This is a genomic window from Streptomyces sp. NPDC127098 (assembly GCF_042722465.1).
Classification (GTDB): Bacteria; Actinomycetota; Actinomycetes; order Streptomycetales; family Streptomycetaceae; genus Streptomyces; species Streptomyces millisiae.
The window spans coordinates 35170-61388 of sequence record NZ_JBHXFJ010000008.1 but is presented as its reverse complement, the minus strand read 5'-3'; the positions used below and the strand labels follow the sequence as shown (position 1 = coordinate 61388).

General features: G+C 74.5%; 21 protein-coding genes. 14 read left to right on the top strand and 7 right to left on the bottom strand.

The genetic code is table 11. The annotated features are described in order from the left end of the window. Positions 1-5: 5 nt before the first annotated feature. Together ACFWI8_RS08010 and ACFWI8_RS08005 are read right to left on the bottom strand one after the other, a co-directional pair. Complete coding sequence (locus ACFWI8_RS08010; RefSeq protein ID WP_387087141.1) at positions 6-1538, bottom strand: ABC transporter substrate-binding protein; 1533 nt, start codon at positions 1536-1538, stop codon at positions 6-8. A gap of 56 nt (positions 1539-1594) precedes the next feature. Then, positions 1595-2587, bottom strand: coding sequence for a sugar phosphate isomerase/epimerase family protein (locus tag ACFWI8_RS08005; protein ID WP_387087139.1), 993 nt, complete (start codon positions 2585-2587; stop codon positions 1595-1597). Positions 2588-2787: 200 nt separating this feature from the next. Here ACFWI8_RS08005 and ACFWI8_RS08000 point away from each other — a divergent pair, with 200 nt between their 5' ends. From ACFWI8_RS08000 to ACFWI8_RS07965, 8 genes are all read left to right on the top strand, one after another. Next, a complete protein-coding gene (locus ACFWI8_RS08000) occupies positions 2788-3669 on the top strand; it encodes a transketolase (RefSeq protein WP_387087137.1) in 882 nt (293 codons plus the stop codon). Further along, positions 3666-4691 carry a transketolase family protein gene (locus ACFWI8_RS07995; protein WP_387087135.1) on the top strand — a complete coding sequence of 342 codons (1026 nt, stop codon included), beginning with the start codon at positions 3666-3668 and terminating at the stop codon, positions 4689-4691. The genes ACFWI8_RS08000 and ACFWI8_RS07995 overlap by 4 nt, the downstream gene beginning before the upstream one ends. Next, positions 4688-6202, top strand: a complete 1515-nt coding sequence (locus ACFWI8_RS07990) for an FGGY family carbohydrate kinase (protein WP_387087133.1) — start codon at positions 4688-4690, stop codon at positions 6200-6202. Before ACFWI8_RS07995 ends, ACFWI8_RS07990 begins: the two co-directional genes overlap by 4 nt. 10 nt (positions 6203-6212) lie before the next feature. Continuing rightward, positions 6213-7202, top strand: coding sequence for a sugar-binding transcriptional regulator (locus ACFWI8_RS07985; RefSeq protein ID WP_387087131.1), 990 nt, complete (start codon positions 6213-6215; stop codon positions 7200-7202). A gap of 184 nt (positions 7203-7386) precedes the next feature. Continuing rightward, positions 7387-8430, top strand: a complete 1044-nt coding sequence (locus tag ACFWI8_RS07980) for a hypothetical protein (RefSeq protein WP_387087129.1) — start codon at positions 7387-7389, stop codon at positions 8428-8430. After that, entirely contained in the window at positions 8427-9074 is a 648-nt protein-coding gene (locus ACFWI8_RS07975; protein ID WP_387087127.1) for a hypothetical protein, read from the top strand. The genes ACFWI8_RS07980 and ACFWI8_RS07975 overlap by 4 nt, the downstream gene beginning before the upstream one ends. A gap of 4 nt (positions 9075-9078) precedes the next feature. Next, positions 9079-9747, top strand: coding sequence for an RES family NAD+ phosphorylase (locus ACFWI8_RS07970; protein ID WP_387087125.1), 669 nt, complete (start codon positions 9079-9081; stop codon positions 9745-9747). Next, complete coding sequence (locus ACFWI8_RS07965) at positions 9744-13553, top strand: CHAT domain-containing protein (protein ID WP_387087123.1); 3810 nt, start codon at positions 9744-9746, stop codon at positions 13551-13553. Before ACFWI8_RS07970 ends, ACFWI8_RS07965 begins: the two co-directional genes overlap by 4 nt. Here ACFWI8_RS07965 and ACFWI8_RS07960 read toward each other — a convergent pair whose 3' ends face one another. Further along, positions 13554-15476, bottom strand: coding sequence for a caspase domain-containing protein (locus ACFWI8_RS07960; RefSeq protein ID WP_387087121.1), 1923 nt, complete (start codon positions 15474-15476; stop codon positions 13554-13556). Positions 15477-15915: 439 nt separating this feature from the next. Between ACFWI8_RS07960 and ACFWI8_RS07955 the strand changes: the two genes are divergently transcribed. From ACFWI8_RS07955 to ACFWI8_RS07940, 4 genes are all read left to right on the top strand, one after another. Then, positions 15916-16959 (top strand): NAD(P)-dependent alcohol dehydrogenase, encoded by a 1044-nt coding sequence (locus tag ACFWI8_RS07955; protein WP_387087119.1) that lies wholly within the window; start codon positions 15916-15918, stop codon positions 16957-16959. A gap of 222 nt (positions 16960-17181) precedes the next feature. Continuing rightward, a complete protein-coding gene (locus tag ACFWI8_RS07950; protein WP_387087117.1) occupies positions 17182-17949 on the top strand; it encodes an NPP1 family protein in 768 nt (255 codons plus the stop codon). Positions 17950-18041: 92 nt separating this feature from the next. Further along, the gene (locus tag ACFWI8_RS07945) at positions 18042-18185 is read left to right on the top strand and encodes a hypothetical protein (RefSeq protein WP_387087115.1); all 144 of its coding nucleotides are present in this window, start codon (positions 18042-18044) and stop codon (positions 18183-18185) included. After that, entirely contained in the window at positions 18182-18838 is a 657-nt protein-coding gene (locus ACFWI8_RS07940; protein WP_387087113.1) for a DsbA family oxidoreductase, read from the top strand. Before ACFWI8_RS07945 ends, ACFWI8_RS07940 begins: the two co-directional genes overlap by 4 nt. Positions 18839-18848: 10 nt before the next feature. On the opposite strand, the gene ACFWI8_RS07935 is transcribed toward ACFWI8_RS07940, so the two are convergent. Further along, positions 18849-20726 carry a hypothetical protein gene (locus ACFWI8_RS07935; protein WP_387087111.1) on the bottom strand — a complete coding sequence of 626 codons (1878 nt, stop codon included), beginning with the start codon at positions 20724-20726 and terminating at the stop codon, positions 18849-18851. Positions 20727-20760: 34 nt separating this feature from the next. Beyond that, positions 20761-22119 (bottom strand): NAD(P)/FAD-dependent oxidoreductase, encoded by a 1359-nt coding sequence (locus ACFWI8_RS07930; protein ID WP_387087109.1) that lies wholly within the window; start codon positions 22117-22119, stop codon positions 20761-20763. Between the two features lie 185 nt (positions 22120-22304). Between ACFWI8_RS07930 and ACFWI8_RS07925 the strand changes: the two genes are divergently transcribed. After that, complete coding sequence (locus ACFWI8_RS07925) at positions 22305-23201, top strand: hypothetical protein (RefSeq protein WP_387087107.1); 897 nt, start codon at positions 22305-22307, stop codon at positions 23199-23201. A 10-nt stretch (positions 23202-23211) separates the two neighbouring features. On the opposite strand, the gene ACFWI8_RS07920 is transcribed toward ACFWI8_RS07925, so the two are convergent. After that, positions 23212-23814 (bottom strand): CGNR zinc finger domain-containing protein, encoded by a 603-nt coding sequence (locus tag ACFWI8_RS07920; RefSeq protein ID WP_387087105.1) that lies wholly within the window; start codon positions 23812-23814, stop codon positions 23212-23214. Between the two features lie 274 nt (positions 23815-24088). On the opposite strand from ACFWI8_RS07920, the gene ACFWI8_RS07915 reads away from it, so the two are divergent. Continuing rightward, positions 24089-24766, top strand: coding sequence for a GntR family transcriptional regulator (locus ACFWI8_RS07915; RefSeq protein ID WP_387087103.1), 678 nt, complete (start codon positions 24089-24091; stop codon positions 24764-24766). On the opposite strand, the gene ACFWI8_RS07910 is transcribed toward ACFWI8_RS07915, so the two are convergent. Further along, complete coding sequence (locus ACFWI8_RS07910; RefSeq protein ID WP_387087101.1) at positions 24753-26219, bottom strand: OFA family MFS transporter; 1467 nt, start codon at positions 26217-26219, stop codon at positions 24753-24755. The two genes, ACFWI8_RS07915 and ACFWI8_RS07910, sit on opposite strands and share 14 nt — an antisense overlap.

The window sequence follows — 26219 nt, the reverse complement described above, 5'->3', positions numbered from 1 at the left end:
CCCGGTCACGCCGACGGCGTGTAGTTGTAGACGGAGGGCACGTTCTGCTGGGTCTGGAGGACCACGTCCGTGCCGTCGTTGACCGCGTAGGTCTCGTCGATCCAGAACCAGGGGGCGAACCAGGCGTGGTCCACCATGTACTGGTTGATCTCGCCGAAGAGCTCGGCCTGTTCGCCGTCGTCGGCCGCGGGCACGGCGTCGATCAGCGCGCTGAGCTCCGGGTCCTGGGCGTGGAAGGGGTTCCACGCGGAGTCGGGCGTCAGGTAGGAGTTGACGAGCGTCCAGTCGACGGGGGCCCCGAGGAACATGAGGCTCATCGGGTAGTCGCCGGCGAGCATCCGGCTGATCAGGTCCTGTCCCGCGTCCTCGTAGGTGACGCGGATGCCGATGTCGGCGAGTGACTGGCGGATGATCTGGAGCGTCGGCTGGTCGAAGAACGCGCTGGTCGGCATCGTGATGTCGAAGCCGTCCTGGTAGCCGGCCTCGGCCATGAGCTCGCGGGCCAGCGCCGGGTCGTGGTCGTAGGTGTCGTTGAGCGCGGGGTCGTAGGCGTCCGAGGCCTCGCTGAATATCTGCTGGGTGGGGGTGCCCTGCCCGTCGTAGAGGGCTTCCAGGATGCGCGGCCCGTCGAAGGCGTGGTTGATCGCGCGGCGGACCCGCTCGTCGCCGAGGGCCGGGATGGTGGTGCCCGTGCGGTCGAAGATGATCAGGCCGACCCAGGAGACGTGGATGTCGGGCCTGACGATCTCGATGCCGGCCCGCTCCGCCTCGTTGACGTTGTTGCGGTTGCTCAGGTTGCCCGCGTCGACCTGGCCGGTCTTGAGGGCGTTCAGCAGGGCCGTCTCGTCGGGGAAGATGTCGAAGCTCAGCCGCTCGTAGTGCTGGAGCGAGGGGTTCCAGTAGTCGTCGCGCCGGGTGAACACGTAGGACGAGCCCTGGACGGTCGCCGAGGTGTCCATCACGTAGGGGCCAGATCCCGCGGGCACCGTGGCGAGGTCCGGTGAGTCGAAGGCGGCCGGGGAGGCCATCAGCCCGGCCGCGTCGCCGAGGTGGACGAGGAGCGAGGGGTCGGGGGCGCTCAGGTGGAGCTCGACGTGGTTCCGGTCCACCACCACGACCTCCTCGAGGAGGGCGAGGTAGTGGCCGAGCGGGCCCGTGCCGTCCCGGAACCGTTCGAGGTTCTGTTTGGCCACGTCCGCGTCGAAGGCGACGCCGTCGCTGAAGGTGACGTCGTCCCTGAGGGCCATGGAGAGCACGGTCCTGCTCTCGTCGTACGACCAGTCGGTGGCCAGCATCGGCGCGAGACCGCCGTCCGGCTCCCGGCGGATCAGGGTGTCGTAGGCGGCCTGGAAGTAGGGGACGTAGTTGGCGTCCCCGGCCTGCGCCGGATCGAAGGAGGCGGGCACCACCGTGCTGCCGAGCACCAGGTCGTCGGCCGAGCCGCCGCCCTGGTCGACGTAGCCGGCACAGCCCGTCAACAACAGTCCGACGGCGGCGACCATGCCGATCGCGCTGCGCGTTCGTCGCAATGAACGCATAAGGTGACTCCTCGGCTTATTACGTCATCGTAATGCGATGGTGGTGGAGTGGTGGATCATGCTCCGAGCAGCGCGGCCCTGACGAGGCGCTGGGCGGTCATGGCGTCGTGGTCGGCCTGGGCGGCGCGCAGCCGGTCCAGGTCGAGGTGGGCGGCGCGGTCCTCGAGGGCGCGGAGGGTGGCGACGGACTCGCGGACGGCGTCGGTGGGGTCCTCGCGGTAGGGGAAGAGGTCGAGCTTCAACGGCTCCGACCAGCCGATCTCGCGGGTGACGTGGAGGAACTCCAGGGTCTCGACGAGGTGGAGGGCGCCGGCGGTGAGGTCGTCGTCCCACTCGCGGTAGTTGTCGTCGAGTTCGATGTCGACCAGGCGGCCCATGGAGTGGGCCAGGGTGAGGGCCTCGGCGGGGTTCTCCTTGGCGAACAGCGAGTGGCCGAAGTCGACGACCAGGCCCACGTTGTCCACGCCCGTCTGCTCGATGGCCAGCAGGCTGGCCGCGGCGGTGGACCAGAACAGCCGGTTGCGGGGCTCCTTGAGCTTGTACTCGATGGCGAAGGTGACGTCGGGGTGGTTGCGGGCGACGTCCCTGACGCCCTCGATCGCGTGCCGGCGCAGGGTGGCGTAGTCGACCTGGAAGGGGTAGTCGTAGCCGTCCTGGCCCGGCCAGAACTTCACGTAGCGCGCGCCGAGGTCGGCGGCGACCTGGACGGCCTCCTCGGCCAGTTCGTGCGCCGCGGCCCGGGTCGCGGCGTCCGGCGCGGTGAACGAGCCGCTGCGGAACCGGCGGTCGTAGATCACCGGCGTGATGTTGGTGGCGACCAGGCCGTGCGTGTCCAGCGCCGCCTTCACCTCGGCCACCGAAACCCCGGGGTCGAACGGGTAGTTCAGGTCGAGCCCGACCAGCTCGCCCGAGGCGGCGGCCAGCTCGATGGTCCGCAGCGTCCCGACCTCGGGCCCGTAGCCGTCCGTCGCGTACCTGTCGATGATCCGACCGAAGGACCACATCCCACCGGCGAAGGCGCGGGTTGCTGAGGGCGGTGCGGACGTCATTGGCGCTCCCTGAATTTTTATTCAGCACTGCATCTTCTTGACGGTCGGGACCGTAGAACCGGTGAATGGCGCGTGTCAAGGTTGTTGCGGATGGTTCTTGTGGCCCCGCAAAAGGGGATGGAACGGCGCGGGCTTGACGGTGCCGAGGGATGCGCCGCAGTATCGGGGTAATAAACATCAGCAATTGAATGGATATTCACATGCTGCGCTCTGACCCTCCCGCGGTGGCGCGCTACCGGGAGCTGCGGTCGACCGTTCGCGCCGAGGAACCGGAACGGGCCGCCCCGCTCCTGCGCGCCATGGCCACCGACGTCCGGCTCGACGTGCTGGACATGATCGACCGGGCCGGCATGGGCCACATCGGCGGCGACTTCTCGGTGACCGACATCCTGGTCACCCTCTTCGGCGCCGTCCTCGACGTCGACCCCGAGCACCCCGACGCGCCAGGGCGTGACCGCTTCGTCCTCAGCAAGGGCCACAGCGCCGCCGCCCTGTACGCGACCCTCGCCCGCTGCGGCTACTTCCCGCGCGCCGAGCTGGCCACCTTCATGGCCCCGTACTCCGACCTCAACGGCCACCCCAACCGCCGCAAGGTCCCCGGCGTGGAGACCAACACGGGACCGCTGGGGCACGGGTTCCCGGTGGCCGTCGGCGCCGCCATCGGCGCCCGGCTGCGCGGCGACGGCAGCCGGACCGTGGTCGTGCTCGGCGACGGCGAGCTGCAGGAGGGCAGCAACTGGGAGGCGGCCATGACCGCGGGACACCAGCGCCTCGACCGGCTCACCGCGATCGTCGACCGCAACCGGCTCCAACAGGGCGCCCGCACCGAGGACACCGTCGGCCTCGACCCGCTGGCCGACAAGTGGACCGCCTTCGGCTGGGAGGCGCGCGAGGTCGACGGCCACGACCACGCCGCGCTGTGCGCCGCCCTCGCCCCGTCCACCACCGGACGGCCCGTCGCCGTCGTCGCCCACACCGTCAAGGGCAAGGGCGTGTCGTTCATCGAGGACCGCGCCGAGTGGCACCACAAGGTGCCGAACCAGGACCAGGTGCGCGCCGCCGCGAAGGAGCTCAGCAGGTGACCGAGACCGTGCCCGAAGCAGTGCCCGAAGCCGTGTCCGCAGCCGGTCCCGAGACGAGCGGCCGGCCGTTCGCCGACGCCCCCGCGTACGACTGCCGCGGGACCTTCGCCGAGGAGCTGAGCAACCTCGCCCGCGAGGACGAGCGGGTGGTCGTCGTCTGCAACGACTCCGTCGGCTCCAGCAACCTGGTCGCCTTCCGCGAGGAGTTCCCCGACCGGCTGATCAACGTCGGCATCGCCGAGCAGAACATGGTGGGCGTCGGCGCCGGCCTCGCCAACGCAGGGCTCGTCCCCTTCGTCTCCGCCGCCGGCCCCTTCCTCACCGGCCGCGCCCTGGAGCAGATCAAGGCCGACGTGGCCTACAGCGGGCTCAAGGTGGTGCTGTGTGGCCAGAGCCCCGGCATGGCCTACGGCGAACTCGGGCCGACGCACCACTCCGTCGAGGACCTCTCCTGGCTGCGCGCCGTCGCCGACCTGCCGGTCGTGGTGCCCACCGACCGGGCGCAGACCAGGGCCGCCGTGCGCTGGGCGTACGCCCACGAGGGGCCGAGCTACCTGCGCGTCCCCCGGTTCAAGGTGCCCGACGTCGTCCCCGCCGACGCCCCGTTCGCCCCCGGCCGGGCGCTGGTCCTGCGGGACGGCACCGACGTCACGCTGGTGGCCGTCGGCACCCTCGTGCCACGCGCCCTCGACGCGGCCGAGCGGCTGGCCGCCGAGGGCGTCTCGGCGCGCGTCCTCAACACCCCGTTCGTCGACCCGCTGGACGAGGCCACGCTGCTGCGCGCCGCCGAGGAGACCGGCGGCATCGTCGTCGCCGAGGAGGCCACGGTCAGCGGCGGGCTCGGCGCCGCCGTCGCCTCGCTCACCGGCCAGCACCACCCCACCCCGCTGCGGCTGCTCGGCGTGTCGGGGTTCGCGCCGACCGGCAGCGCGGAACACCTGCTGGAGCACTTCGGCCTCACCGTCGACGGCATCCACCGGGCCGCGCGCGAGGTCCTCGGCCTGCCATCCTCGGTCTCATGACCAGGGATCCGCTGCTCCTCGCCGTCGACCAGGGCACCTCCGCCACCAAGGCGCTGCTCGTCGACGGCGCCGGGCGGGTGGTGGCCGCGGCGTCCGCGCCCCTCGACGTCGCCCACCCCCGACCAGGCTGGGTCGAGCAGTCGCCCGAGGCGATCTGGGCGAGCGTGGTCCGGGCGGTAGGCGATTGCCTGGCCGGGCAGGACCCCGCCCGGGTGGCCGGGGTCGGCCTCTCCAGCCAGCGCGAGTCCTGCCTGCTGTGGGAGCGGGCCACCGGGCGCCCCCTCGGGCCGATGCTCGGCTGGCAGGACCGGCGCACGGCCGACGCCCGCGCCGAGCTGCTCGCCGCGGGCGTCGGGCCCGAGATCAGGGCGGCCACCGGGCTGCCGTTGGACCCCATGTTCAGCGCCCTGAAGGCCGGCTGGCTGCTCGACCGCCACGACCCGGAGCGCGTCAGGTCGCGGCGCGGCGAGCTCTGCCTCGGCACCGTCGACTCCTGGCTGCTGTGGCGGCTCGGCGGCGGCGCCGGGCACGCTGAACACCTCGTCGAGGTCGGCAACGCCTCCCGCACCCAGCTGCTGAACGTCCACACCAGGGAGTGGGACGAGCGGCTGCTCGACCTGTTCCGCGTCCCGCGCGCCGTCCTGCCCCGCGTCACCGCCTCGACCGGTCCCTTCCCGCCGGTGCGCGGGCTGCCCCCGCTGCTGGACGGCACCCCGGTCGCCGCGGTGCTCGGCGACTCGCACGCCGCGCTCCTCGCCCACGGCGTCCGCGCGCCGGGCAGCGTCAAGGTCACCTACGGCACCGGCTCCTCCGTGATGGGGCTGATCGACGCCCCGGCCCAGGCCGAGGGCTCGCCGCTCTGCCTCACCGTGGCCTGGGACGACGGCGCCCCGACCTACGCCCTGGAGGGCAACATCCGCTCCTCCGGCGCCACCCTGCGCTGGCTCGCCGGCCTGTTCGGCACCGACGAGGCGAACCTCGCCGCCCGGGCCGCCGCCGACTCCGGCGGGGTGCACCTGGTCCCGGCCTTCGGCGGCCTCGCCGCGCCCTGGTGGGACAACGACGCGACGGGCCTCGTCTCCGGGCTCACCTTCGCCACCGGGCTGCCGGAACTGGCCAGGGCCGCCCTGGAGTCGATCGCCTTCCAGGTGGAGGACCTGGTGGCCGGCTTCGACACGGTCGGCCGGCGGATCGACACGCTGCTCGCCGACGGCGGCGCCACCGGCAACGCCACGCTGATGCGGCTCCAGGCGGACACCTCGGGCCGCACCGTGCGCCGCCCGCACGCCGGCAACCTGTCCGCGCTGGGCGCCGCGCACCTGGCCGGACGCGCCCTGGGGCTCACCACCCCGGAGCGTCTCGCGGCCGCGCGCGGCCCCGAGGACGTGTACCGGCCGCGGTCTCCCGAGCCGGAGCGCGCCCGCCGCGTCGCCGCCTGGCACGACGCCGTCGCCCGGGCGCGGCTCCGCCCCGAGCCGGCCCCGGGCCCTCATCGGCCCGGCGGTCAGTAGGGTTCGGGGTGTGCCCCAGCGTCCAGACCTCTCCGACCGCGACTCCGTGGACCGGCTCCGCCTGATCGTGCGCGTGGCCCGCATGTACCACGAGCGCGGCATGCGGCAGGCCGAGATCGCCGGCGCCCTCGGCCTGTCCCAGGCCAGGGTCTCCCGCCTGCTGCGCTCCGCGACCGAGCTCGGCGTGGTCAGGACCGTCGTGGTCGCCCCGCCCGGCATCCACAGCGACCTGGAGGACGCGCTCGCCGAGCGCTACCAGCTGACGGACGTCGTGGTCGTCGACGGGGACGACCTGCCGGGCCACTCGCACACCCTGCTGCGCGCCCTCGGCACCGCCGCCGCCAGCTACCTGGAGACGGCCTTCCACCCCGGCGACCTGATCGGCATCTCCACCTGGAGCGAGACGCTGCTCGCCGCCGTCGACGCGATGCGGCCGGCCAAGGCGCCGGGCGCCGCCAAGGTGGTCCAGCTCATGGGCGGCGTCGGCGACCCGCAGGGCCAGGTGCAGGCGACCCGGCTCACCGCCGGCCTCGCCGAACTGACCGGCGCCACCCCGCTGTTCGTCCGCGCCCCCGGCATGGTCGGCTCGGTGGAGGCCCGCCTTTCGCTGCTGAACGACCCGGCGGTCCGCGAGGTCAGCCAGGCGTGGCAGCAGCTGACCGCCGCCCTGGTCGGCATCGGCAGCCTGGAGCCCTCGCCCCTGCTGCGGCTCAGCGGCAACGCGGTGACCGAGGACGACATCGCGCGGCTGCGCGCCCTCGGCGCGGTGGGCGACATCTGCCAGCGCTTCTTCGACGAGAACGGCGTGTACGTCGACGCCGGCCTCGGCGAGCGGACCGTCGGCATCTCGGTCGACCAGCTGCGCACCGTGCCGCGCCGCATCGCGGTGGCCGGCTGGGAGCGCAAGTACACCGCGGTGCGCGCGGCGGTCCGCGGCCGGTGGATCACCGCGCTCGTCACCGACATCGCCACGGCCCGCCGCCTGCTCGAAGAGCCCTGATCACGCGGTGGGCGAACTCGCCGACTCGCTGCCGCCGTTGGCCTGAGGCGGAGCGCCGCCCGTCGCCCGCCGCCCGGGGAGCGACCGGGCGACGACCCGGTTCCGCCCCACCGCCTGTGGTGTCATCACGGGTGCGGGGGCTGCCGCTTGTGAGGCCGGAAAGCGCGGTGCCATGCTGATCGGCATGTCCGCCGCGTTGCCCGACTACGAGTCAATTCTCGGCGAGGTGAGGGAGATTCGCCGGTTCGGCCTGCCGCGCCTGCGTCAGCTCGCGGTGCCGTCGCTGACCGCGGCCGCCGCGGCGTACGACGACGTCGAGGGCTTGCTGCGCGCCGGTGTGGCGCGGGTGGACGCCGGCACGCTGCGCGAGGCGGCGGCGTACAGCCTCGGCCTCGCCCGGGGGACCAGGGACTGGCCGGCCGCCGACCGGCGGCGACGGGCGGCCGAACTGTACGGGGTGAGCGTCGAGCGGTTCCGCAAGCACCAGGAGGTGGTGGTCCTGGGCGAGGTCGCGGAACAGGTGGTGCGGATCGCGAGCGGGGCCGACCCGTCGGCGTCCGGCGTGACGGCGGTGCGTGCCACGACGCACCGGACGCTGCGCGTCACGGTGGGCCGCGCCGAGGTGCCGGTCGTCCTGCACGCGCACCCGGTGGACCTGCTCCGTGACGTGGACGTGGTGGTCTCGCCGGCCAACGTCTTCTTCGCCCTGCCCGAGGCGTACAAGTCCTCGGTGTCGGCGTCGTTGCGGCGAGCCGGCGCGGTGCGCGACGCCGGAGGAGGGCTGGTCGAGGACCCGATCCAGGACGAGGTGCGTGAGTGGCTGACCGGGCATCGACTGCTCGGCCGGCCGGCGCTGCCCGGCACCGTGGTGCCCACCGGCTCCGGCGCCCTGGCGGCGCAGGGGGTGCGCCGCGTCTACCACGCCGCCATAGCGGTGCCGCGTGCTGGGACCAACGACTACGACGTGCTGCCGAGCGACGTGACCCGTGCCGTCACCCGGGCGTTCGCGGTGCTCGGCGCGGAGTCCCCAGCCTTCGACCCGCCCCTGCGTTCGGTCTGCCTACCCCTGCTGGGTTCCGGCCGCGGCGGCCTGTCGCACGAGGCGAGCCTGGCCGCTGTCTGGTCGGCGGTCGAGGCCGAACTGGCCCGCGGCGCCGACTGGGACGTCCACTTCGTGGTGCGTGACCCCGCCCGGGGGGCGCTCGTCGAGCGGCTGCTTCTCGCATGAACGCGTTCGGTGTTCTCGCGACGGCCGCCGCCGAGTGGGAGGAGATCGGTCCCCGCGTCACCGGCGACGCCGAACTCCGCGCGCTCCTCCGCGAGATGCGCGCCGCACCCGCGGGCAGCGAGCGCCGTGCGCTGGCGGCGGGTCGCGCGGCGCGCGCGGTGGCGCGACTGCTGCCCGAGCGGTTCCCCGACGGTGTCGCGGGCCGCTGGTCCGGCCCGGCGACGGAGGTCGAGGTCCAGGGCCTCACCGCCGCCGACCTCGCGGTCCTGCTGCTCGACGGCCACCGCATGGTCGGGCCCGTGCTCGGCCCGGTCCGCGATCGGCTGCTCGCCGCGGCCGCCGTGAACGGTGACGAACTGCGCCGCCGCGGCGGCGACCCGGAGGCACCAGGACTGCTCCGGCTGCCGGGCGAGGGCGGAGAACCCCGGTACCCCTCCTTCCAGTTCGCCGCGGACGGCAGCCCGTGGCCCGAGGCCGTGGAGGTGAACGGCGTGCTGGACGCCGCCCGCGACCCCTGGGGCGCCGCAGACTGGTGGCTGTCGCCGAACGCCTGGCTCGCCGGTGCCGTCCCGGCCCACCTGGTCGGCACGGCGGCGGGCGGCGCGCTCCCGGCCACCGCCCGCTACCTGCTGGAGGGAGACTGACCGCATGGGGAGGTTTCCGCCGCCGCCCGCGCTGCCGGGAACGCCGCGACGACACGTGCTCGCCGCCGGCACGCTCCTGTACCGGGTGCACTCGGCCAGGCGCGCCGCCACCGCCTTCAACCCCGTGCCGGCCCACTGCCTCTACGGCGGGGGCCGGTTCGACGGCACGCGCTGCGACCCCTACGGCTATCTGTACGCCGGCCTCACCGTCGAGGCCGCGATCTGCGAGACGCTGCTGAGATCCGTGCCGTTCGAGGCGTCCGACCGGCCGCGCCTCCTGCCACGCCGCACCGTGCGCGGGCGGCGCGTCTCGGTGCTGCGGCTGGCCCGCGAGGTGCGGGTGGTGCCGCTGGTCTCCGGGCGCGACCTGGCCGCGGTGGGCCAGGACTCCTGGCTGGTGCAGGCCGAGGCCGCCGAGTATCCCTTCACGCGCGACTGGGGTCACTGGATCAGGGCCGGCGCGGGGCCCGACGCCCAGGGCTTCCTCTGGCCGTCCAAGCGGGAGCCCGCCGACCGGGCCCTGGTCCTCTTCGGCGACCGCTGCGCGGACGGCACGCTCGTTAACGCCGACGTTCCCCCGGTCGACCTGGACACGCCACGGGGCACCGGCTGGCTCAACGCCGTGCTCGAGGGCTACCTGGCCGCCGTGCCGCCCGAGAGCGGGGCGGCGTGAGCGAGACCGAGCCCGCCGCGCGCGTGGCCCGTGACCGGTCGCCGGCCGGCGCGTCGAGCCCGGCCCGGCACGAGCGGGACGGCACGGCACCGGACCCGCGGGAGGCCGAGGACCGCCTGCGCCTCGCGTTGGCGTTCGCCGAGCGCTACCAGGAGACGGAGGAGATGGCCGAGCGGGCCGCGTTGGCGGAGGAGGCGTTGCCCCTGCTGGAGGAGGCGTTGGCCGAACAGCGGGAGCGGCCGGGCGAGGCGGCGGACGTCGCCCCGCTCCACGCCCACCTGGCCGACCTGCGGCACGAGCGCGGCGCCCGCACCAGGGACGTGGCCGACTTCCTCGCCGCCGCCGGCCACTTCCGGGCCCTGCTCGATGCCGGGCTGCCCGAGGCCGACGCCGCGGGGCTGCGGTTCGGCCTCGCCAGGTCGCTGATGCTGGCCGGCATGGCCACCGACGACTCGGACGATCTGGAGGCGGCGCGGCGGGAGTTCGACCAGCTGCTGGAGGACGTGCCGGGCGAGGGGCGGGAGACCTGGTGGCTCCGGGAGGCGCTGCTCCGTCGCGCCTACCTCAGGGCCGCTCTCGCCCTGCGGCGGCGGGACACGCGGCAGGCCGCGCTCGCCGAGACGGAGATCGAGCGACTGCTCGCGGAACCCGACGCGTTGACGGTCGTGCCCGCCGTCTTCCTCGACCTGTTCGCCCGGCTGCTGTACGAACGCGCCGCGGCCAGGGACGACGAGGCCGGCCGCGAGCGGGCGCTTCGCCTCCTGCGGCACACCGTCGACGCCTGGGACGACGCCGGGGACGGCACGACCGCCTGGATCCCCGGGGCGCTGCTGGTCGGCCTCCAACAGCAGCGCTACCTGGACGACCGGGACCCGGACCGGCTCGCGGACGTGGTGGCCGGCGCCGAGCGGGCGCTGAGCTGCCCGGACCTGGAACCCCTGGTGTGGCGGGCCTGCCGGGTCGCGCTGCTGTGGGCACGGCATGAGCAGGCCGAGCTCGGGCTGCTCCCGCCGGGCGCCGAAGAGCTCCCCGCGCCGGGCGAGCTGATGGCGAGTCTGCGAGCGGTCAGCCGGAGCATCCAGGAGGGGCTGGCCCACGTCGACTTCAGTGAGCGTGCCGACGCCGGGGCCACGACCACCGACCTGTCCTACCGACCAGAACGGGCGGCCGCCACCTTCGACCGGCTGTACGCGGACTGGGCGGCACACGAGGGCGCGGCGGGGCACGCCGAGGCCGCCCTGTACCTGCTCTCCACCCTCTTTCAGTTCGACCCCCGGGGCACGCACATCACCGAGGAGCAGCGGGGGGCACTGATCGACGCGGCCCTGAACGCCCCAGGACGGGACGACGCCTGGCGGGCCCGGGCGCACCTGGTGACAGCCGTTGCCCGGTTCCAGGAGGGCGCGGCCACCGGCGACTACCGGCTGGACGAGGTGCGCCACCACCTGGACCTGGCCGAGGAACTCGGCGCCTCCGGGCCCGCACTCGTCAGCCTGCGGATGATCGAGGCGACGCAACGCGGCCGGTTGCTCGGAGGCCGGGACGACCTGGAGTCCGGGCTGAGGGCGGCCGAGGAGGCGATGCGGGCCGTGGCACCCGACTCCTACCGGGGGCGGCTGCTGGCCGCGGAGGCCGCCGTCATGGCGGGCGGCGAGGCGGTTCGGCGCCGGGACCTTCCCGCGGTGGACGGCGCCGTCGACCGGGTGGTCGAGGTGCTCGCGACGCTGGCCGCCGACGACCCGGCCGGCGTGGACCTCTGGGTGGCGCTGGAGAACCTGGCCCTGGAACGCGACGGCCTGGCCCGCGCGTCGGGCCTCCCGTCCCGCCCCTCGCCGGCGGCCCGCAGGACCGTGGCCGAGGTGCGGCGGGGCGCGGCCATGTTCCCGCGCGGCCACGGCGGCTGGGTGCTCGGCTCGACCGGCCTCGTGCGCGCCGCCCGGGCACTCGAACGGCGGGACCCGGGCGGGGTGAGGGAGGCGAACGGCCTGCTTGAGGAGGCCCTGGAGCTGGTCGGCGAGGGCTCCGAGGCCTGGCTGCGCTTCGCGGCCTCGCTCGGGGCGAACCACCTCGCACTGGCCGGCGTCGAGCCGCTGCCGTCCCGCCGCGCCGCGCTCCTGGCCCGGAGCGTCGGCCTGCTGGAGCGGGCGGTCCAGGTCGCCGAGGGTCCGGCCAGCCCGGTGTGGGCCGACGCCAACCTCGCGCTCGCCCGTGCCTACCGCGCCCGGGACGGCGTCGGCGACCGCCTCGCTGGCCGCCGGACCGGACTGGCGGGTTTGCGTGGTCTCGCCTGGGCCACGCTGCTCCAGGCCGGCACCGGGCACGCCGCCGATGCCGCCCGCGCGGCCACCGCCGGCGCCCTCGAGGTGGCGGCCTGGTGCCTGGCCGACGGGGCGCCGGCGGAGGCCGTCCGGGCGCTCGACGCGTGCCGTGGCCTGGTGCTCCACTCCGCGCTGACGTCGGCCTCGGTGCCCGAGCGGCTGGAGACCGAGGGGCGTGCCGACCTGGCCCGCGAGTGGCGCGCCGCCACCGGGAAGCGCGACGGGCCCGGCAGCGACCTGCGGCGCCGGGTGTTCGACGTGCTCACCGGGCAGGCCGGGAAGTCGACGGCCAGGCAGGCGCTGCTCGACCCGCCGGAGACGGAGGACATCGCTCGCGCGCTCCGGGCCACCGAGGCCGACGCGCTCGCCTATCTGGTGCCCGCGTCGGACGACGGTGGCGGTGCCGCCGTCATCGTCACCGCGCGCGGCCGGGTTGGCTCGATGCCGCTGCCGCGACTCGACGAACGGGCCGCGCCGTTGCGGGCGTACGGACCCGCGGGGCGGGACGCCCGCGACCTGGGGCCGGTGGACGAGGGGGCCGCCGGCTCCTCGCCGCGCCGACAGCTCGACCGGTTGTGCTCCTGGGCCTGGTACGCGGCGATGGACCCGCTGCTCGACGTCCTGGCGCCGGAGGCGACGTCCGGGCGCCCGCTCAAGCTGGTGCTGGTTCCCATGGGCTCCTTCGGCGTCGTGCCCTGGCACGCCGCCTGGGGGCCGGCGGCCGGTGGTGGGCGGCGGTACGCGATCGAGCGCGCCGAGATCTCGTACGCCGCGTCCGCCCGGCTGCTGTGTGAGGTGGCCGCGAGAATCCCCGCGCCGCCCGGCGACGCGGCGCTGGTGGTCGGCGACCCGACGGGTGACCTGCGGTACGCGGGTGAGGAGGCGGATGCCGTGCAGCGGGTGCTCTACCCGGCTGGCCGCTTCCTCGGCCGGCGCGCGGACGGCCCCGTGGACGGGGCGGGCACCCCGGCCGAGGTGCTGGCGTGGCTGCGCGGCGCCGCCAGCGCCGGGGCCGTGCTCCATCTCGCCTGCCACGGCACGGTGACGGAGGGGGCCGCGCACAGCGCTCATCTCTCGCTCGCCGGCGGCGACCTGGCCGCCGAGGCGCTGACCGAGGCACATGGCGCGGGACCGGCCGGGGCCAGTCTCGTGGTTCTCGCCGCCTGCCGTAGCCACGTCTCCGGGCGTGGCCACAACGAGGCGTACAGCCTGTCGACCGCCTTCCTGGTCGCGGGGGCCCGCTCGGTGGTGGGCTCCCTGTGGCCGGTTCCGGACGACGCCACGTCGGTGCTCATGTTCATGACCCACTGGTTCCTGCGTCGGGAGGGCGAACCGCCGGGCCGTGCGGTGCGCCGGGCCCAGCTGTGGATGCTCGACCCGGACCGGCGGATCCCGCCGGCCATGCCCACCTCGCTCGCCGAGCGGGCGCGGGCCGCCGACCCGCACGAGTTGGCGGCTTGGGCCGGCTTCATCCACCTCGGCAGGTGATCACGGCACGACGGTGCGCAGCGACAGCGTGTACGTCGTCCAGTCGCCGGGGCCGCGCTCCACCGGCGCCGGGCCCAGGTCGCGGTGGGCGCCCCCGGGCGGCGCCAGCCGCAACGTCCCGTCGACGGCCTGGCCCGAGGCGATCCGGTGGGCCGCGGTGGCCGGGTCCCAGGCGTCGAGGTGGAACGGCACGGTGTTCAGCTCTCCCTCCGCCACGACGAGCTTCAGCCAGTCGCGGACGGTGGCCCCGGACCTCGGCACGCTGCCGGCGGGCAGGGACAGCTGCACCGGGTCGCCGTCGAGCGCGTGACCGGTGCGGCCCGGGCCGACGAAGTCGCCGGGGAACAGCACCGAGTGGCTTCGATAGCTGTCGGTGAGGTTGAACAGCGCGCACCACAGCGTGCGGTGCGAGCGGTTCCGCAGCCGGATCGCGACGCGCGGGGCCCGCCAGCCGCTGGCCGTCCTGGTGTACCGGCACACCAACTCCCGTACCCCGTCACCGGGAGACAGCGCCCCCTCGTCGCCCTCGACCGGGACGACCTCCACGCGCACCGGGGAGCGGGCCAGCGCCGCGGGGTTCTCCAGGTCGCGGATCTGGTGCCAGCGCGCCAGATGGACCAGGCAGGCGGCGACCCGGCGGGCGTCCCCGGGATCGCCGAGGGGCAGCGGCGCCACGAAGGCGCTGCCGTCGCGGCGCAACACCTCGGCCCGCCCGGCGGCGGCCCGGACGCGGAGCAGCAGCAGCCCGGCCGCGGCGTCGGCCGACGCCTCCCGGCGCAGCAGCGGGGAAGGCATGCCGCCGGGCCCCACGGTGCGCAGCGCGTCCTCCAGCAACTCGGACTCGGCCCGGCCCGCCGCCTCCACGGTGACCATGGCAGGCGGCAGGTCGAGGGCCGACAACGCCACGGGGTACACGCGTTCCGGGTCCGGTTCCCACCCGGCCGGCCACACCAGGGTGCGGTCGCGCAGGATCTGCCTCGCCCGCACGGTGTGGGCGGGTCCGGCCGTGGCCCGGCCGGTCACAGTGAACTCCGTGCCGTCGCCGCCCGGCCGAAGCCCGTGCGCGCCGCCGCAGTCCACCTCCCAGCCGTCCCGGCCGAGGCGCAGCAGGTGTGGCGCCGGAGCCGTGGCCCCGGTGGTGCCAAGGAACGGTCGGTCGGCGGGGCCGCCGGGGTGGTGGGGGTGGAGCACCGGGTGCTGCGCCTCGGCGGCCACCTGCACCCGGGCGTGTGCGGCGGCGAGCAGTTCGCGGCAGGTGGCGCCCCGGTACGCGCCGGTGCCGAGCACGCTGAGCAGCGCGTGGGTGAAGAGGCCGTGCGTCCGGCCGTCCACCACGTCCTCGTGGGCGAGCTGGTCGAGGCGGCTGGCGGCGAGCAACACGTGGCGCTGCCCGGCCGGTTGGGCGGGTGAGGCGGTCGCCGTGGCGTCGCGTGGGGCGCGCCATCCGGGGGCCGGGGGCAGGAAGCGGGCGACCAGCCGGCTCTGGCGCGTCGCGCCTCCCGAGTAGCAGCAGTCGAGCACGGCGACCGTGTGCCCGCCGCCGGCGGCCACCGCGTCGAGCAGCTGACCGAGCCGGCTGTCCACGAGCGGTCGGTCGGCGCAGACCAGCGCCTGGCACCAGCCGGTGGCCTCCTTGCGCACGTCCTCCGGCCGCTCGGCGGGAAACCTGGTGCCGTGTCCCGAGAACCAGAACAGGGCGCTGTCGTCCGGGCCGCACCGCCCCAGGTGCTCGGAGACGCCCTCGGCGACGGCCGCCGCGGTGGCCTCGCCGTCGCGCAGCACCAGCGGACGCAACCGGTCACGGACCCGCTGCCGCAGCCATTCCTCCACAGCGGCCACGTCGTTGAGGCAGCCGCGCAGCGACCGCTCGCCGTGCGTCGAGTAGTCGTCTATGCCCACGAGGAGTGCGTACAGCGTGCCCACGGCCGCAAGTGTGGCAGTGCGCCCGGGCGGTCCGGGGGCGGCCCCGGTCGGTTGCCGGGCGAATTCGGGGCGTCTTTTGACCACGAGTCGTCAATCGGCTGCCGGGGAGGCGTCGGGTCTCTATGCTGGGAGCCGCCCGGGGGAGCTGATGCCAGGTCAGGCGCGCGACCGCGAACGGCTCGGGCAGTCGGGGGACATGTGGCGCATTACGAGCAACCACGCCGGATCGTGCGGCCGGTCGGCACGGAGCGGGGGGGCGCGCCGGCGGTGAGCGCCGCCGGCGCGCGGCGGGCCCCCCCCCGCGCCGGGGCCCGTGGGGGGCCCTGGCACAACCCGGAACACGGCTCCCCGGCGCGCCACGGTCTTCCTGGTGACGTGCCGGGGCAGCAGGGTGGAGCACGTACCACCAGACCCCACCCGCCTTCCACGCTGGAGAAACGTGCTGAACGTCAAGGCCTACGCCGCGACATCCCCCACCGGGCCCCTGGCCCCGACCACCATCGAGCGCCGGGACGTCGGCCCGCACGACGTGCTGATCGAGATCAGGTACGCCGGCATCTGCCACTCCGACATCCACACCGTCCGCGGCGAGTGGGGTCCCGTGAGCTACCCGCTGGCGCCCGGCCACGAGATCGTCGGGATCGTCGCCGAGGTCGGCCCCGAGGTCACCCGGCACGCGGTCGGCGACCGGGTCGGCGTCGGCTGCATGGTCAACTCCTGCCGCGAGTGCGACGCCTGCCGGCGCGGCGACGAGCAGTACTGCGCCAACGGCATGATCGGCACCTACGGCGCCGTGGACGTCGACGGCACCCTCACCCAGGGCGGCTACTCCACCCACGTCGTCGTCACCGAGGACTTCGTCGTCCGCGTCCCCGAGGCGCTGCCGCTCGACGCCACGGCGCCGCTGCTGTGCGCCGGCATCACCACGTACTCGCCGCTGCGGCACTGGAAGGCCGGCCCCGGCCGCCGGGTGGCCGTCGTCGGCCTCGGCGGGCTCGGGCACATGGCCGTCAAGCTCGCGCACGCGATGGGTGCCGAGGTCACCGTGCTCTCGCAGTCGCTGAAGAAGCGCGACGACGGGCTGCGGCTGGGCGCCGACCACTACCACGCCACCGGCGACCCCGGCACCTTCGAGCGGCTCGCCGGCTCCTTCGACCTCATCGTCAACACGGTCAGCGCCGGCATCGACCTCGACGCCTTCCTCTCGCTGCTCGCCGTCGACGGCACCCTCGTCAACGTCGGCGCCCCGCCGGAGCCGCTGTCGCTCAACGTGTTCTCGCTGCTCATGGCCCGCAAGTCGTTCGCCGGCTCGGCCATCGGCGGCATCCGGGAGACCCAGGAGATGCTGGACTTCTGCGCCGAGCACGGCATCGGCGCCGACGTGGAGGTCATACCGGCCGAGAAGATCAACGAGGCCTATGAGCGGGTCCTGGCCTCCGACGTGCGGTACCGGTTCGTGATCGACGTCTCGACGCTGAACTGAACCGCCACCTCCCGCCCCGTGCGGAGCGCCGCCCCCGAGCGCTCCGCGCGGGGCGCGGCGCTGTCCGGGCCCGGGGGTGAACTCCTCGACGGGCGTGCGTTGTTGGCCGAGGCTTCAACCGGCGGACACGCGTCGCGCGGGCCGGCGTCACCGGGGTTCCCCAATCATGGTCTGGGCATGACAATGCCGACGGGATCCGCTGGGCGCAGACCGGGAGGACGCATGGAGAAGAGAGCGCACATCCGCAGGGCCGCCCTCGTCATCGGCGGCGCGCTGGCGCTGGTCGTCGGCCTGCCCGGCATCGCGCTCGCCGACCCGCCGCGGGCGCTGCCGGCCAACGCCGACGCGCTGGAGCGCACCTTCCAGCCGGCCTACGACTACGACACCGACGGCTGCTACCCCACCCCCGCCATCGGCCCGGACGGCACCCTGAACGGCGGACTCAACCCCAGCGGCGCCCTCAACGGCCAGTGCCGCGACGCCTGGGACCTGGACAACACCAACGGGTACGCCCGCACCAGGTGCGACGGGGAGTGGTGCGCCGTGATGTACGCGCTCTACTTCGAGAAGGACCAGGCGGTGGCGGGCAGCGGCCTCGGCGGCCATCGGCACGACTGGGAGCACGTCGTCGTCTGGGTGCGGAACGACCAGGCGCAGTACGTCGCCACGTCGGCCCACGGCGACTTCGACATCTACCGCGCCGACCAGATCCGTTGGGACGGCACCCACCCCAAGATCGTGTACCACAAGGACGGCGTCAGCACCCACTGCTTCCGCCCCGCGAACTCCAACGACGAGCCGCCGGAGAACCACGAAGGTACCTGGCAGTACCCGCCGCTGGTCGGTTGGAACGGCTACCCGGCCGGGCTGCGCGACCGGCTGGGCCAGGCGGACTTCGGCTCCGCCACCTTCGGGCTCAGGGACGCCAGCTTCGCCTCCCACCTGGACCGCGCCCTGCCCGACGGGGTGCCGTTCGACCCCTACTCCTGAGCGCGGCGCCCGGCCCGCCGGATCGCCCCGGCGGTTGCGTACAGTGGGGTCAGGCACAAGAAGTAACCGACCCCGACCCCGTGGGAGCCACCATGCCGACCTCTCAGCCCACCGAGACCCCGGAGCACGTGGAAGAGGTGGAAACCGTGGCGGAGGCGCCGGCGGAGGCGCCCGGGCTCATCGTCCTCGGCTCCGACGCCGGCCCGGTCTGCGTGGACGGGGTGTGCCAGCTGTGAGCACCCTCCGCGTGGACGTCTGGTCGGACGTCGTCTGCCCCTGGTGCTTCATAGGCAAGCGCCGCCTGGAGACCGCCCTCGCATCCTTCGAGCACGCCGACGACGTCGAGGTGCGCTGGCACAGCTTCCAGCTCGACCCCTCCCACCCCGTGGGCGTCCGCGAGCCCACCTTCGACGTGCTGGCCAGGAAGACCGGCGGCTCGCCGGCACAGGTGCGCGAGATGACCCAGCGGGTCACAGAGCTGGCCACCGCCGAGGGCCTGACGTACCGGCTGGACCGCGCCGTGTCGGTCAACACCCTCGACGCCCACCGGCTCGCCCACCTCGGCGCCGCCCACGGCCTCGGCGACCGCACCCACGAACGGCTGCTCGCCGCGCACCTCGGCGAGGGCCAGGTCGTCGACGACCACGAGACGCTGGTGCGGCTCGGCGTCGAGGTCGGCCTGCCGGAGGACGAGATCCGCGAGACCCTGGCCGGCGACGCCTACGCGGCCGAGGTGCGGGCCGACTTCGCCGAGGCCAGGCGCCTCGGCATCAGCGGCGTGCCGTTCTTCGTGCTGGACGGCAGGTACGGGGTCTCGGGCGCCCAGCCCACCGAGACCTTCGCCGCCGCGCTCCGGCAGGCCTACGAGGGCGCCGCCGCCGGCCGCTGACGCGGCAACCTCACCACAGGAGCAGCACGGTGATCGCGGTCAGCGCGATCACCGCGACGAGCACGGGGCCGAGCGGGGCGCCGTGGTCGGCGGCCCGTGCGTCGTGCTCGGGCCGCAGCTCCGGGTGGCGCAGCAGTGCGCGGATCTCCTCGACCGCCCGGGCGGCGCGCGGCTGGTGGCCGAGACGGCGCTCCAGCCAGGCGAATCCGGTGAAGGCCAGCGACACCGGCTCCGCGCCGCCGACGCCGAAGCGGATGTCGTCGCCGTCGTGCCGCACGGTGGTCAGCCGCTCCCACGGGATGTGCCGCACCCGCCAGCCGCCGGCCAGCCACAGGCCCCGACGGTCCGCGGTGATCCGCCAGTTGAGGGCGGTGGCGCTGGCGCCGAGGGTGGCCGGCAGGCCGAGCAGCAGCAGCCAGTGCGGGGCCGGCTCGCCGGAGCCGAGGGTGCTGACCAGGCCGAGCTGGGCGAGGAGCAGTCCGAGGCCGACGAACCGCGAGACGGCGCCGGCCGACCAGCTCAGCGGCTCGGTGTTGGGCCCGAGCCTGGCCGCGGCGGCCTCCACGGCCGCGCCGGAGACGGGGTCGGCCGCCACGGCCCGGCGTCGGGAGCGGCGGGGGCGCGGCTCAGGCGCGGGCCGCGGCGCCGCCGGCCGCGCCGCCCTGACCGGCGACGTGGAGCACTCGAGCACGGGCTCGTCGAAGGCGACGGCGAGCAGGGCGAGTTCGCCGCCCGGCCGGGGCGCGCCGTAGAGCACGCCCTCGCGCAGCGGCGACGGCTCGTCGGCGTCGCGCAGCGCGCCGAGGGCCGCGTCGAGCGCGGCCCTGGCGGCCGACCCCGCGTCCGCGTCCGTGCCCTCCTCCGCGTCGTCCAGGGCGGTCAGCGAGTCGAAGGAGAGCACCGGCCGGGCGCCGGCCGGGTCGTCGACCGGGTGCACCACCGTGCGGCCCCGGTGGTCCTCGGCCACCAGCACCCGCAGGGTCGGCAGCGGCGTGGAGCGCAGCGACTGGGCGCGGCGCCGGCCGTCCAGGCCGTTGGCGAGGAAGCCGACGCCCGGCACCCCGAGCAGCAGCATCAGGAACTGCCAGCCGGCCGCGTCGTAGGGCTCGGCGACCAGACGCAGCCAGTCGCCGTCGACCAGCACCGCGATCTCGCCGCCCACCGGGTAGTCCTCGGCGTAGGCGCCGACGGTCCTCGGCTCCTCCTCGCCGGGCAGCGTGAGGGAGATCTCGTCCTCGCCCTGCCGGGTGACCTCGGCCCTGACCACGGTGGCCCGGGCGGCGCGTGCCTCGAAGTCGGAGACGCCGCGCGCGCCCTGCCAGGCCGCGAGCGTCGCGCCGGCGAGCAGCAGCGAGCCGACGGCGAGCGAGAAGGTGCCGCGGTTGAACGCGGCGGCGGCCGGTGGCAGCGGGTGTCGCGCGGGTCCCGCCGCGTCCAGGGCGAGCCGGCGCTGCGCGTGGTACGCGGCCCGCCGGTGGCCCGCGCTCGCCAGCGCGAAGCCGGCGGCCAGCAGCACCGCGAGCCGGCCGACGTCCTCGGCCGCGCCGAGCGCCGAGTCGGTCAGCAGGCAGAGGGCGGTGGTCGGGCCCAGGGTCAGCAGGGCGAGGCCCGGCAGCCGCCAGACCCAGTAGAGCTGGAGCAGCGCGAGGCCCGCGAGCAGCGCCCCCGGCCACTCGGGGCCGCAGGGCGCCGCCTCCGAGCAGACCGGGACCGGCGACGCGGCGAGCGCGAGGACACCCGCGACCAGCAGCGCGCCCACGGCCCACCAGGGCCGGGACCAGCGGGCGGGCCCCGCCGCGAGCCAGCGGTGCGCGTCGGCGGAGCGCCAGTCACGGGTGCCGCCCGGTATCCGGTCGGGCGGCAGCGGAACGATCTCGCGTTCGATCACCCGTGCATTATGAGGGCCGGTCGGCGACGGCCCCTCACCGCCGGCTGCGCGCCCGCACCTCCTCCGGGCTCAGGTAGGCGTCGGTCTGCTCGAACTCCCGTACCGTGCCCGAGTGTTCGCCGAGGAAGCCGATGCGTACGAAGTCGTCGCCGACCGCCGCGTTGAGCAGCCAGTTGGCGCCGGTGCGGAAGCGCGCCGCGCTGGTCGGCAGCGTCGCGAGGTGGTAGCCGCGGGCCACCAGCTGCGCGGGGAAACCCGTGAGTTGGATGCCGAACGGCTTGGAGACCGCCTCCCGCCCGCCGAGGTCGACGACCAGGCCGAGGTCGCGGTGGCGGTACGGCGTCATCGGGTGGCCGCGCAGCCGCGCCACCAGGTTCTCGGCCGCGTGCCGGCCCTGCCGGGTGGCGTGCTGCGCGGTGGGGGCGCAGACCGCGCCGTCGCCCCTGGCCAGGTCGGGCACCGCGGCGGCGTCGCCGAGGGCCAGCACCCGGTCGAGTCCTGGCACCGTGAAGTCGGGGTTGGCGGCGATCCGGCCGCGCACCGTCTCGCAGCCGAGCGAGTCGACCAGAGGGCTGGCGGCCACCCCGGCCGTCCAGATCAGGGTGTGCGAGGCCAGCGTGCGGCCGTCGGTGAGGGTGACCGAGTCCGGGCTGACGGACCGCACCGTGGTGCCGAGCGAGATGTGCACTCCGCGTTCGCGCAGCAGCCGCAGCGCCTCGGCGCCGAGCCGCTCGCCCAGCTCGGGCAGCAGCTGGGGGGCGACGTCGAGCAGGTGCCAGCGGATCAGGTCCGCGTTGAGCCGCGGGTAGTAGCGGCGGGCGGCGGCCGCGGTGAGGCGCTGGAGCCCGGCCAGCGTCTCGGTGCCGGCGTAGCCGCCGCCGACCACCACGAACTGGAGTCGGGCGGCTCGCTCCGCCTCGTCCAGGGTGGCGGCCGCCAGGTCGAGTTGGGCGATCACGTGGTCGCGCAGGAAGGCCGCCTGCGCCAGCGTCTTCATGCCGCGGGCCTGCTCGCGGAGGCCGGGGATGTCGAAGGAGCGGGTGACGCTGCCGGGGCTCAGCACCAGGTGGTCGTAGGAGAGGTCGAGGGTGCGGCCGTTGATGGTGCGGACCACGCAGACCTGGGACCTCGGGTCGACGCCGAGCGCCCGCCCCGGCACCAGGTCGGTGCGGCGCAGCAGCCGGCGCAGTGAGGGCGCCACCGACTGCGGGGTGACGACGCCGGCCGCGACGTGCGGCAGCAGCGGCAGGTAGAGCTGGTAGTCGGCGGGGGAGACCAGGGTGATGCGGGCCTCTTCCGGGCGCAGCCGGCGTTCGAGGCGGCGGGCGCACTCCACCCCGGCGAAGCCGCCGCCGACGATCACGATGCTGGTTCGGTCGTTCGGTGTACCCATGGCTGGTTCCCTCTGCGACGGTTGCCGGCGCGATCGGCCTTGGGGCCCATCGGCTCAGCCCAGGCTTACACGGGACGCCGGGGCTCGCCAGCGCAGCGCCGCCGGACGGCGCGCGCCCGGCAACCATCGGCGCCTCGGCGGCCACTAGTGGGTGACATTGCACCCCCCAACAGAGAGGAACGCGCATGCCACGACGCACGCGCGCCCTGGCCCGCCGCTTATGGCGGTCGGGCCTGGTCGCGGCGCTGACGATGGTGGTCGCCGCGGTGTACGCCAGCCCCTCGGCCGCCGCGAACCGGCAGGCGGCCGCCGAGGTGGCGGCCGAACAGGCGGCGGCCGACGACTGGACCCCGCCCGCCAACCTGGCCCAGGGCCTGGACGAGGTCTGGCGGCACGTGGAGAGCACCTACGGCAACCTCTACGGCTTCCGCAACTACGGCTGGGACCAGCTGATGGCCAACGGCGGCCGGCTCCAGTACTGCGTCCGCTGGGAGTCCAACACGCCGGTGACCGCGCAGCTGCGTGACCAGATCAACGCGTCCGTCCAGCGGCAGTGGACCAAGTGGTTCGACGGCCTGCGCGGCTGGGGCAACTTCCCCTACGCCCAGGTTCCGGTGCAGGTCGTCGGCTGGGCCGCCCGCGACCGCTCGCTGCTGCAGTGGAACGACAACTCGGTCGACCTCTACATCGGGAACCTGGACAGCGGTGGCGCCCCGCGCTGTGCCCCCGAGTGCGACCGCTTCCACCACCAGGACGGCAACTACTCACGCTGTCCGGGCGGCGCGGCACGCCACTTCGACCAGTCGCTGTGGCTGACCGACGGCTTCGGCGGCGGCGCCGGCGGGGACTGGGGCCAGCGGATGGGCCGCGAGTACTACATGGGCGCCGTCAACCAGGACAACATCCATATATTGCTCCACGAGATGGGGCACACACTGGGGCTCGACGACTTCTACGACTGGACGCCCACGGGCGTCGGCGGCTTCCTGATGAAGGCCGGCACGGCCAGCCAGATCACCGAGTTCGACCGCTGGATGGCCAGGGACTTCTGGCGCCATCTGCGGAGCCGCTACGGCCTGTGAGTCCCGCGGCTCAGGCCCGCGCGGCGCCGTGCCTGGCCTGGTGACGGCGGGCCTTTACCCGGTTGCCGCAGCGGGCCATCGAGCACCAGCGGCGGTTGTGCGCCGGGGAACGGTCGAGGAAGCGCAGCGCACAACGCTCGCCGCCGCAGACCCGCACTCGGCGCACGGCCGGCGTCAGCACCAGGTCGATCGCGTCCTGGGCCACCAGGCCCAGGGCGGCGGCCGGGTCGCCGGCCTCCCGCGTGGCACTGCCCGGCGCCAGCTCGTCATCGGCGACGACGAGTTGGCGCACGGGGGCGGGCGCGGCCGTGCCCGCCTCGTTGATCACCTCGACGTCCACGTGGGCCGGCAGCCGGCCGTCCCGCACGGTCAGCACCGTGCGGTCGATCGCCTCCCGCAGCCGGTGCGCGGTGGTCAGCAACCCCTCCTCAGCCGCCGGGGGCCCGGCTGGCGCGCCCGGGGCGGCGAGCAGCCCGGCGCCCGCCAGCCAGCCGACCAGCTCCGGCGGGGCCGGCAGGGTCTCGCGCGGCGAACACCCCCGGTCGAGCAGCGTGTTGACGAAGTCGAGGCAGACCCTGCCTCCGTCCCTGATCCAGCTGTCCCCGGCCACCATGGCTCCATTCTGCCGGGCGCGCCAGGGGAGTTGACGGGGGCCGGACGGCGCAGGGGGCGCATCCCGCCGTCCGGCCCCCTTCGGTGTGCGTGGCCGAGGCGAAGGCGCATCTGAACACCCCGGCCGCGTACACGTTCTGGGATGGGGAAAGGGAAGGTAAAGCGTGCGGTTGTGAAACAGATCACGCGTCCCGGGGCACCCGTTGGGTGGGGCACTCTCGTACCCTGGGTCTCCAGGATCCTGTAGACGAAATGCAATCGGGAGGGGCGTCGGGATGCTGTCCAAGGGGCTGACGCAGGGCACCGTGCCCCGGCTCGAGCGGCCGGGCCCGCTGCGTGAGCGGGTGTACGAGACCCTGCTCGAGCTCATCACGTCCCGCGCCCTCCGCCCTGGACAGCACCTGGTGGAGAGCGAGTTGGCCACCCACCTCGGCGTGAGCCGGCAGCCCGTGCGCGAGGCGCTGCAGCGGCTCAGCACCGAGGGGTGGGTCGATCTGCGGCCGGCGCAGGGCGCGTTCGTGCACGAGCCCACGGACGAGGAGGCCGACCAGCTGCTCACCGTCCGCACCCTGCTGGAGGCTGAGGCCGCCCGGCTGGCCGCCGGGCGGGCCGACGCCGAGGGCATCGCCGCCCTGGAGGAGCTGTGCGACCGCGGCGAGGCCGCCGCCCGCGCGGAGGACGTGGAGAGCGTCATAGAGCTCAACACCCGTTTCCACGCCTCCGTGTTGGAGATGGCGGCCAACGCCGTGCTGGCCGAGCTGATCGGTCAGGTGGGCCGCCGGGTGCGCTGGTACTACTCGCCCGTCGCACGGCAGCGCGGCATGGCGTCCTGGATCGAGCACCGCGAACTCGTCGCCGCCCTCAGGGACGGTGACGGCGAGCGCGCCACCCGCATCATGCGCCAGCACACCGAGCACACCCGGCGTTCCTACCATGAGCTCAGGCCCTCCTGACCTCCCTGTGCACGGGCTCGGTGAGCCCCACGGCCGGTTCCGTCGCCGGTTCCGTCAGTGTCTCCGCCTCCACGTCCCGGCTGATGGGGTGTGGATTGGGCGCGACCTTGCGCGGCCCCTCGCGGCCCGGCTGCCGTAGCAGCAGGGAGAGTCCGGCGGAGAACAGACCGATGGCGCCGGCCAGGATGAACGCGCCCTCGTAGTCCCACGCCGCGACCACGACCGCGCCCATGCCGGAGCCGAGCAGGCCGCTGACCAGCTTCGAGCTGTACACCATCCCGTAGTTGGTGGCGTTGTGGTTCTCGCCGAAGAAGTCCGCGGTCATCGCGGCGAACAGCGGGAAGATCGCGCCGCCGCCGAATCCGGAGATCATCGAGAAGAACAGGAACAGCGGCATGTTGCCGATGGAGCCCGACCACAACACGCCGAACTGCGCCATGCCGAGCACCACACACACGAACGTCAGGGTCTGGCGCCGGCCGTAGAGGTCGGATATCCAGCCGATGACGCCGCGCCCGGTGCCGTTGACGATGGCCTTCAGCGACATCGCGGTGGCCACGATCCCGCCCGCGAAGCCCATGTCGTCGCCGAACGGCACCTGGAAGGCGATGCCGAAGATGTTCACGCCCGCCGTGCAGAGCAGGCAGAACCACATCAGGTACAGCACCGGGGTGCGCCTGGCCTCCGCCGGGGTGTACTGCCGCACCGCCGGCGGGTTCTTCTGCAGCGCCCGCGCGGTCCTGGCGTCGGCGTGCTTCTGCAGCGGGTCGACGTGGTCCGGCCACCAGTTCTTCGGCGGGTCCTTGAAGAACAGCCCGGAGATGCCCACCACCAGCAGCGCGTACACGCCGACCCAGTCGAGCACCACGGTGTAGTTGTCCGTGTCCATGTAGGACGTGAAGAGGAACACGAAGGGCACCGCGCCGTAGGCGAATCCGCCGTTGACGAAGCCGGTCTTGCCGCCCTTCCGTTCCGGGTACCACTTGCCCACCATGTTCACGCTGGTCGCGTAGACGAAGCCGGCGCCGGTCCCGCCGAAGAAGCCGAAGCCCAGGTAGGCCCAGAACACGTTGGGCGCGTGGCTCAGCGCCAGGAAGCCGAGGAAGGCGCCGAGCGCCCCCAGCAGCATGGCGGAGCGGGCCGACAGCTTCTCGCTCTCGCGCCACTGCCCCACCGGGAAGGCCACCGCCGCCTGGAAGAACACCCAGACGCTCAGCAGCCAGAAGATGTTGGTCGAGGACCAACCGTGCGCGTCGTGCAGCGTTTCCTCGGCCGCGCCGAAGGCGTACTCGCAGATGCTGATGCCCATCATCGCGATCCACGGCAGCAGCACCATCGTCCATCGTGGCCGGCCCATGATGTCCCGGTCGGTCTCGCCGACCCGGTAGACCCGCCCGTTGGCGTCCGTCACTTCGCGGAATCGCGCCGTCGCCGGCGCGTTCGCTGTGGTCAT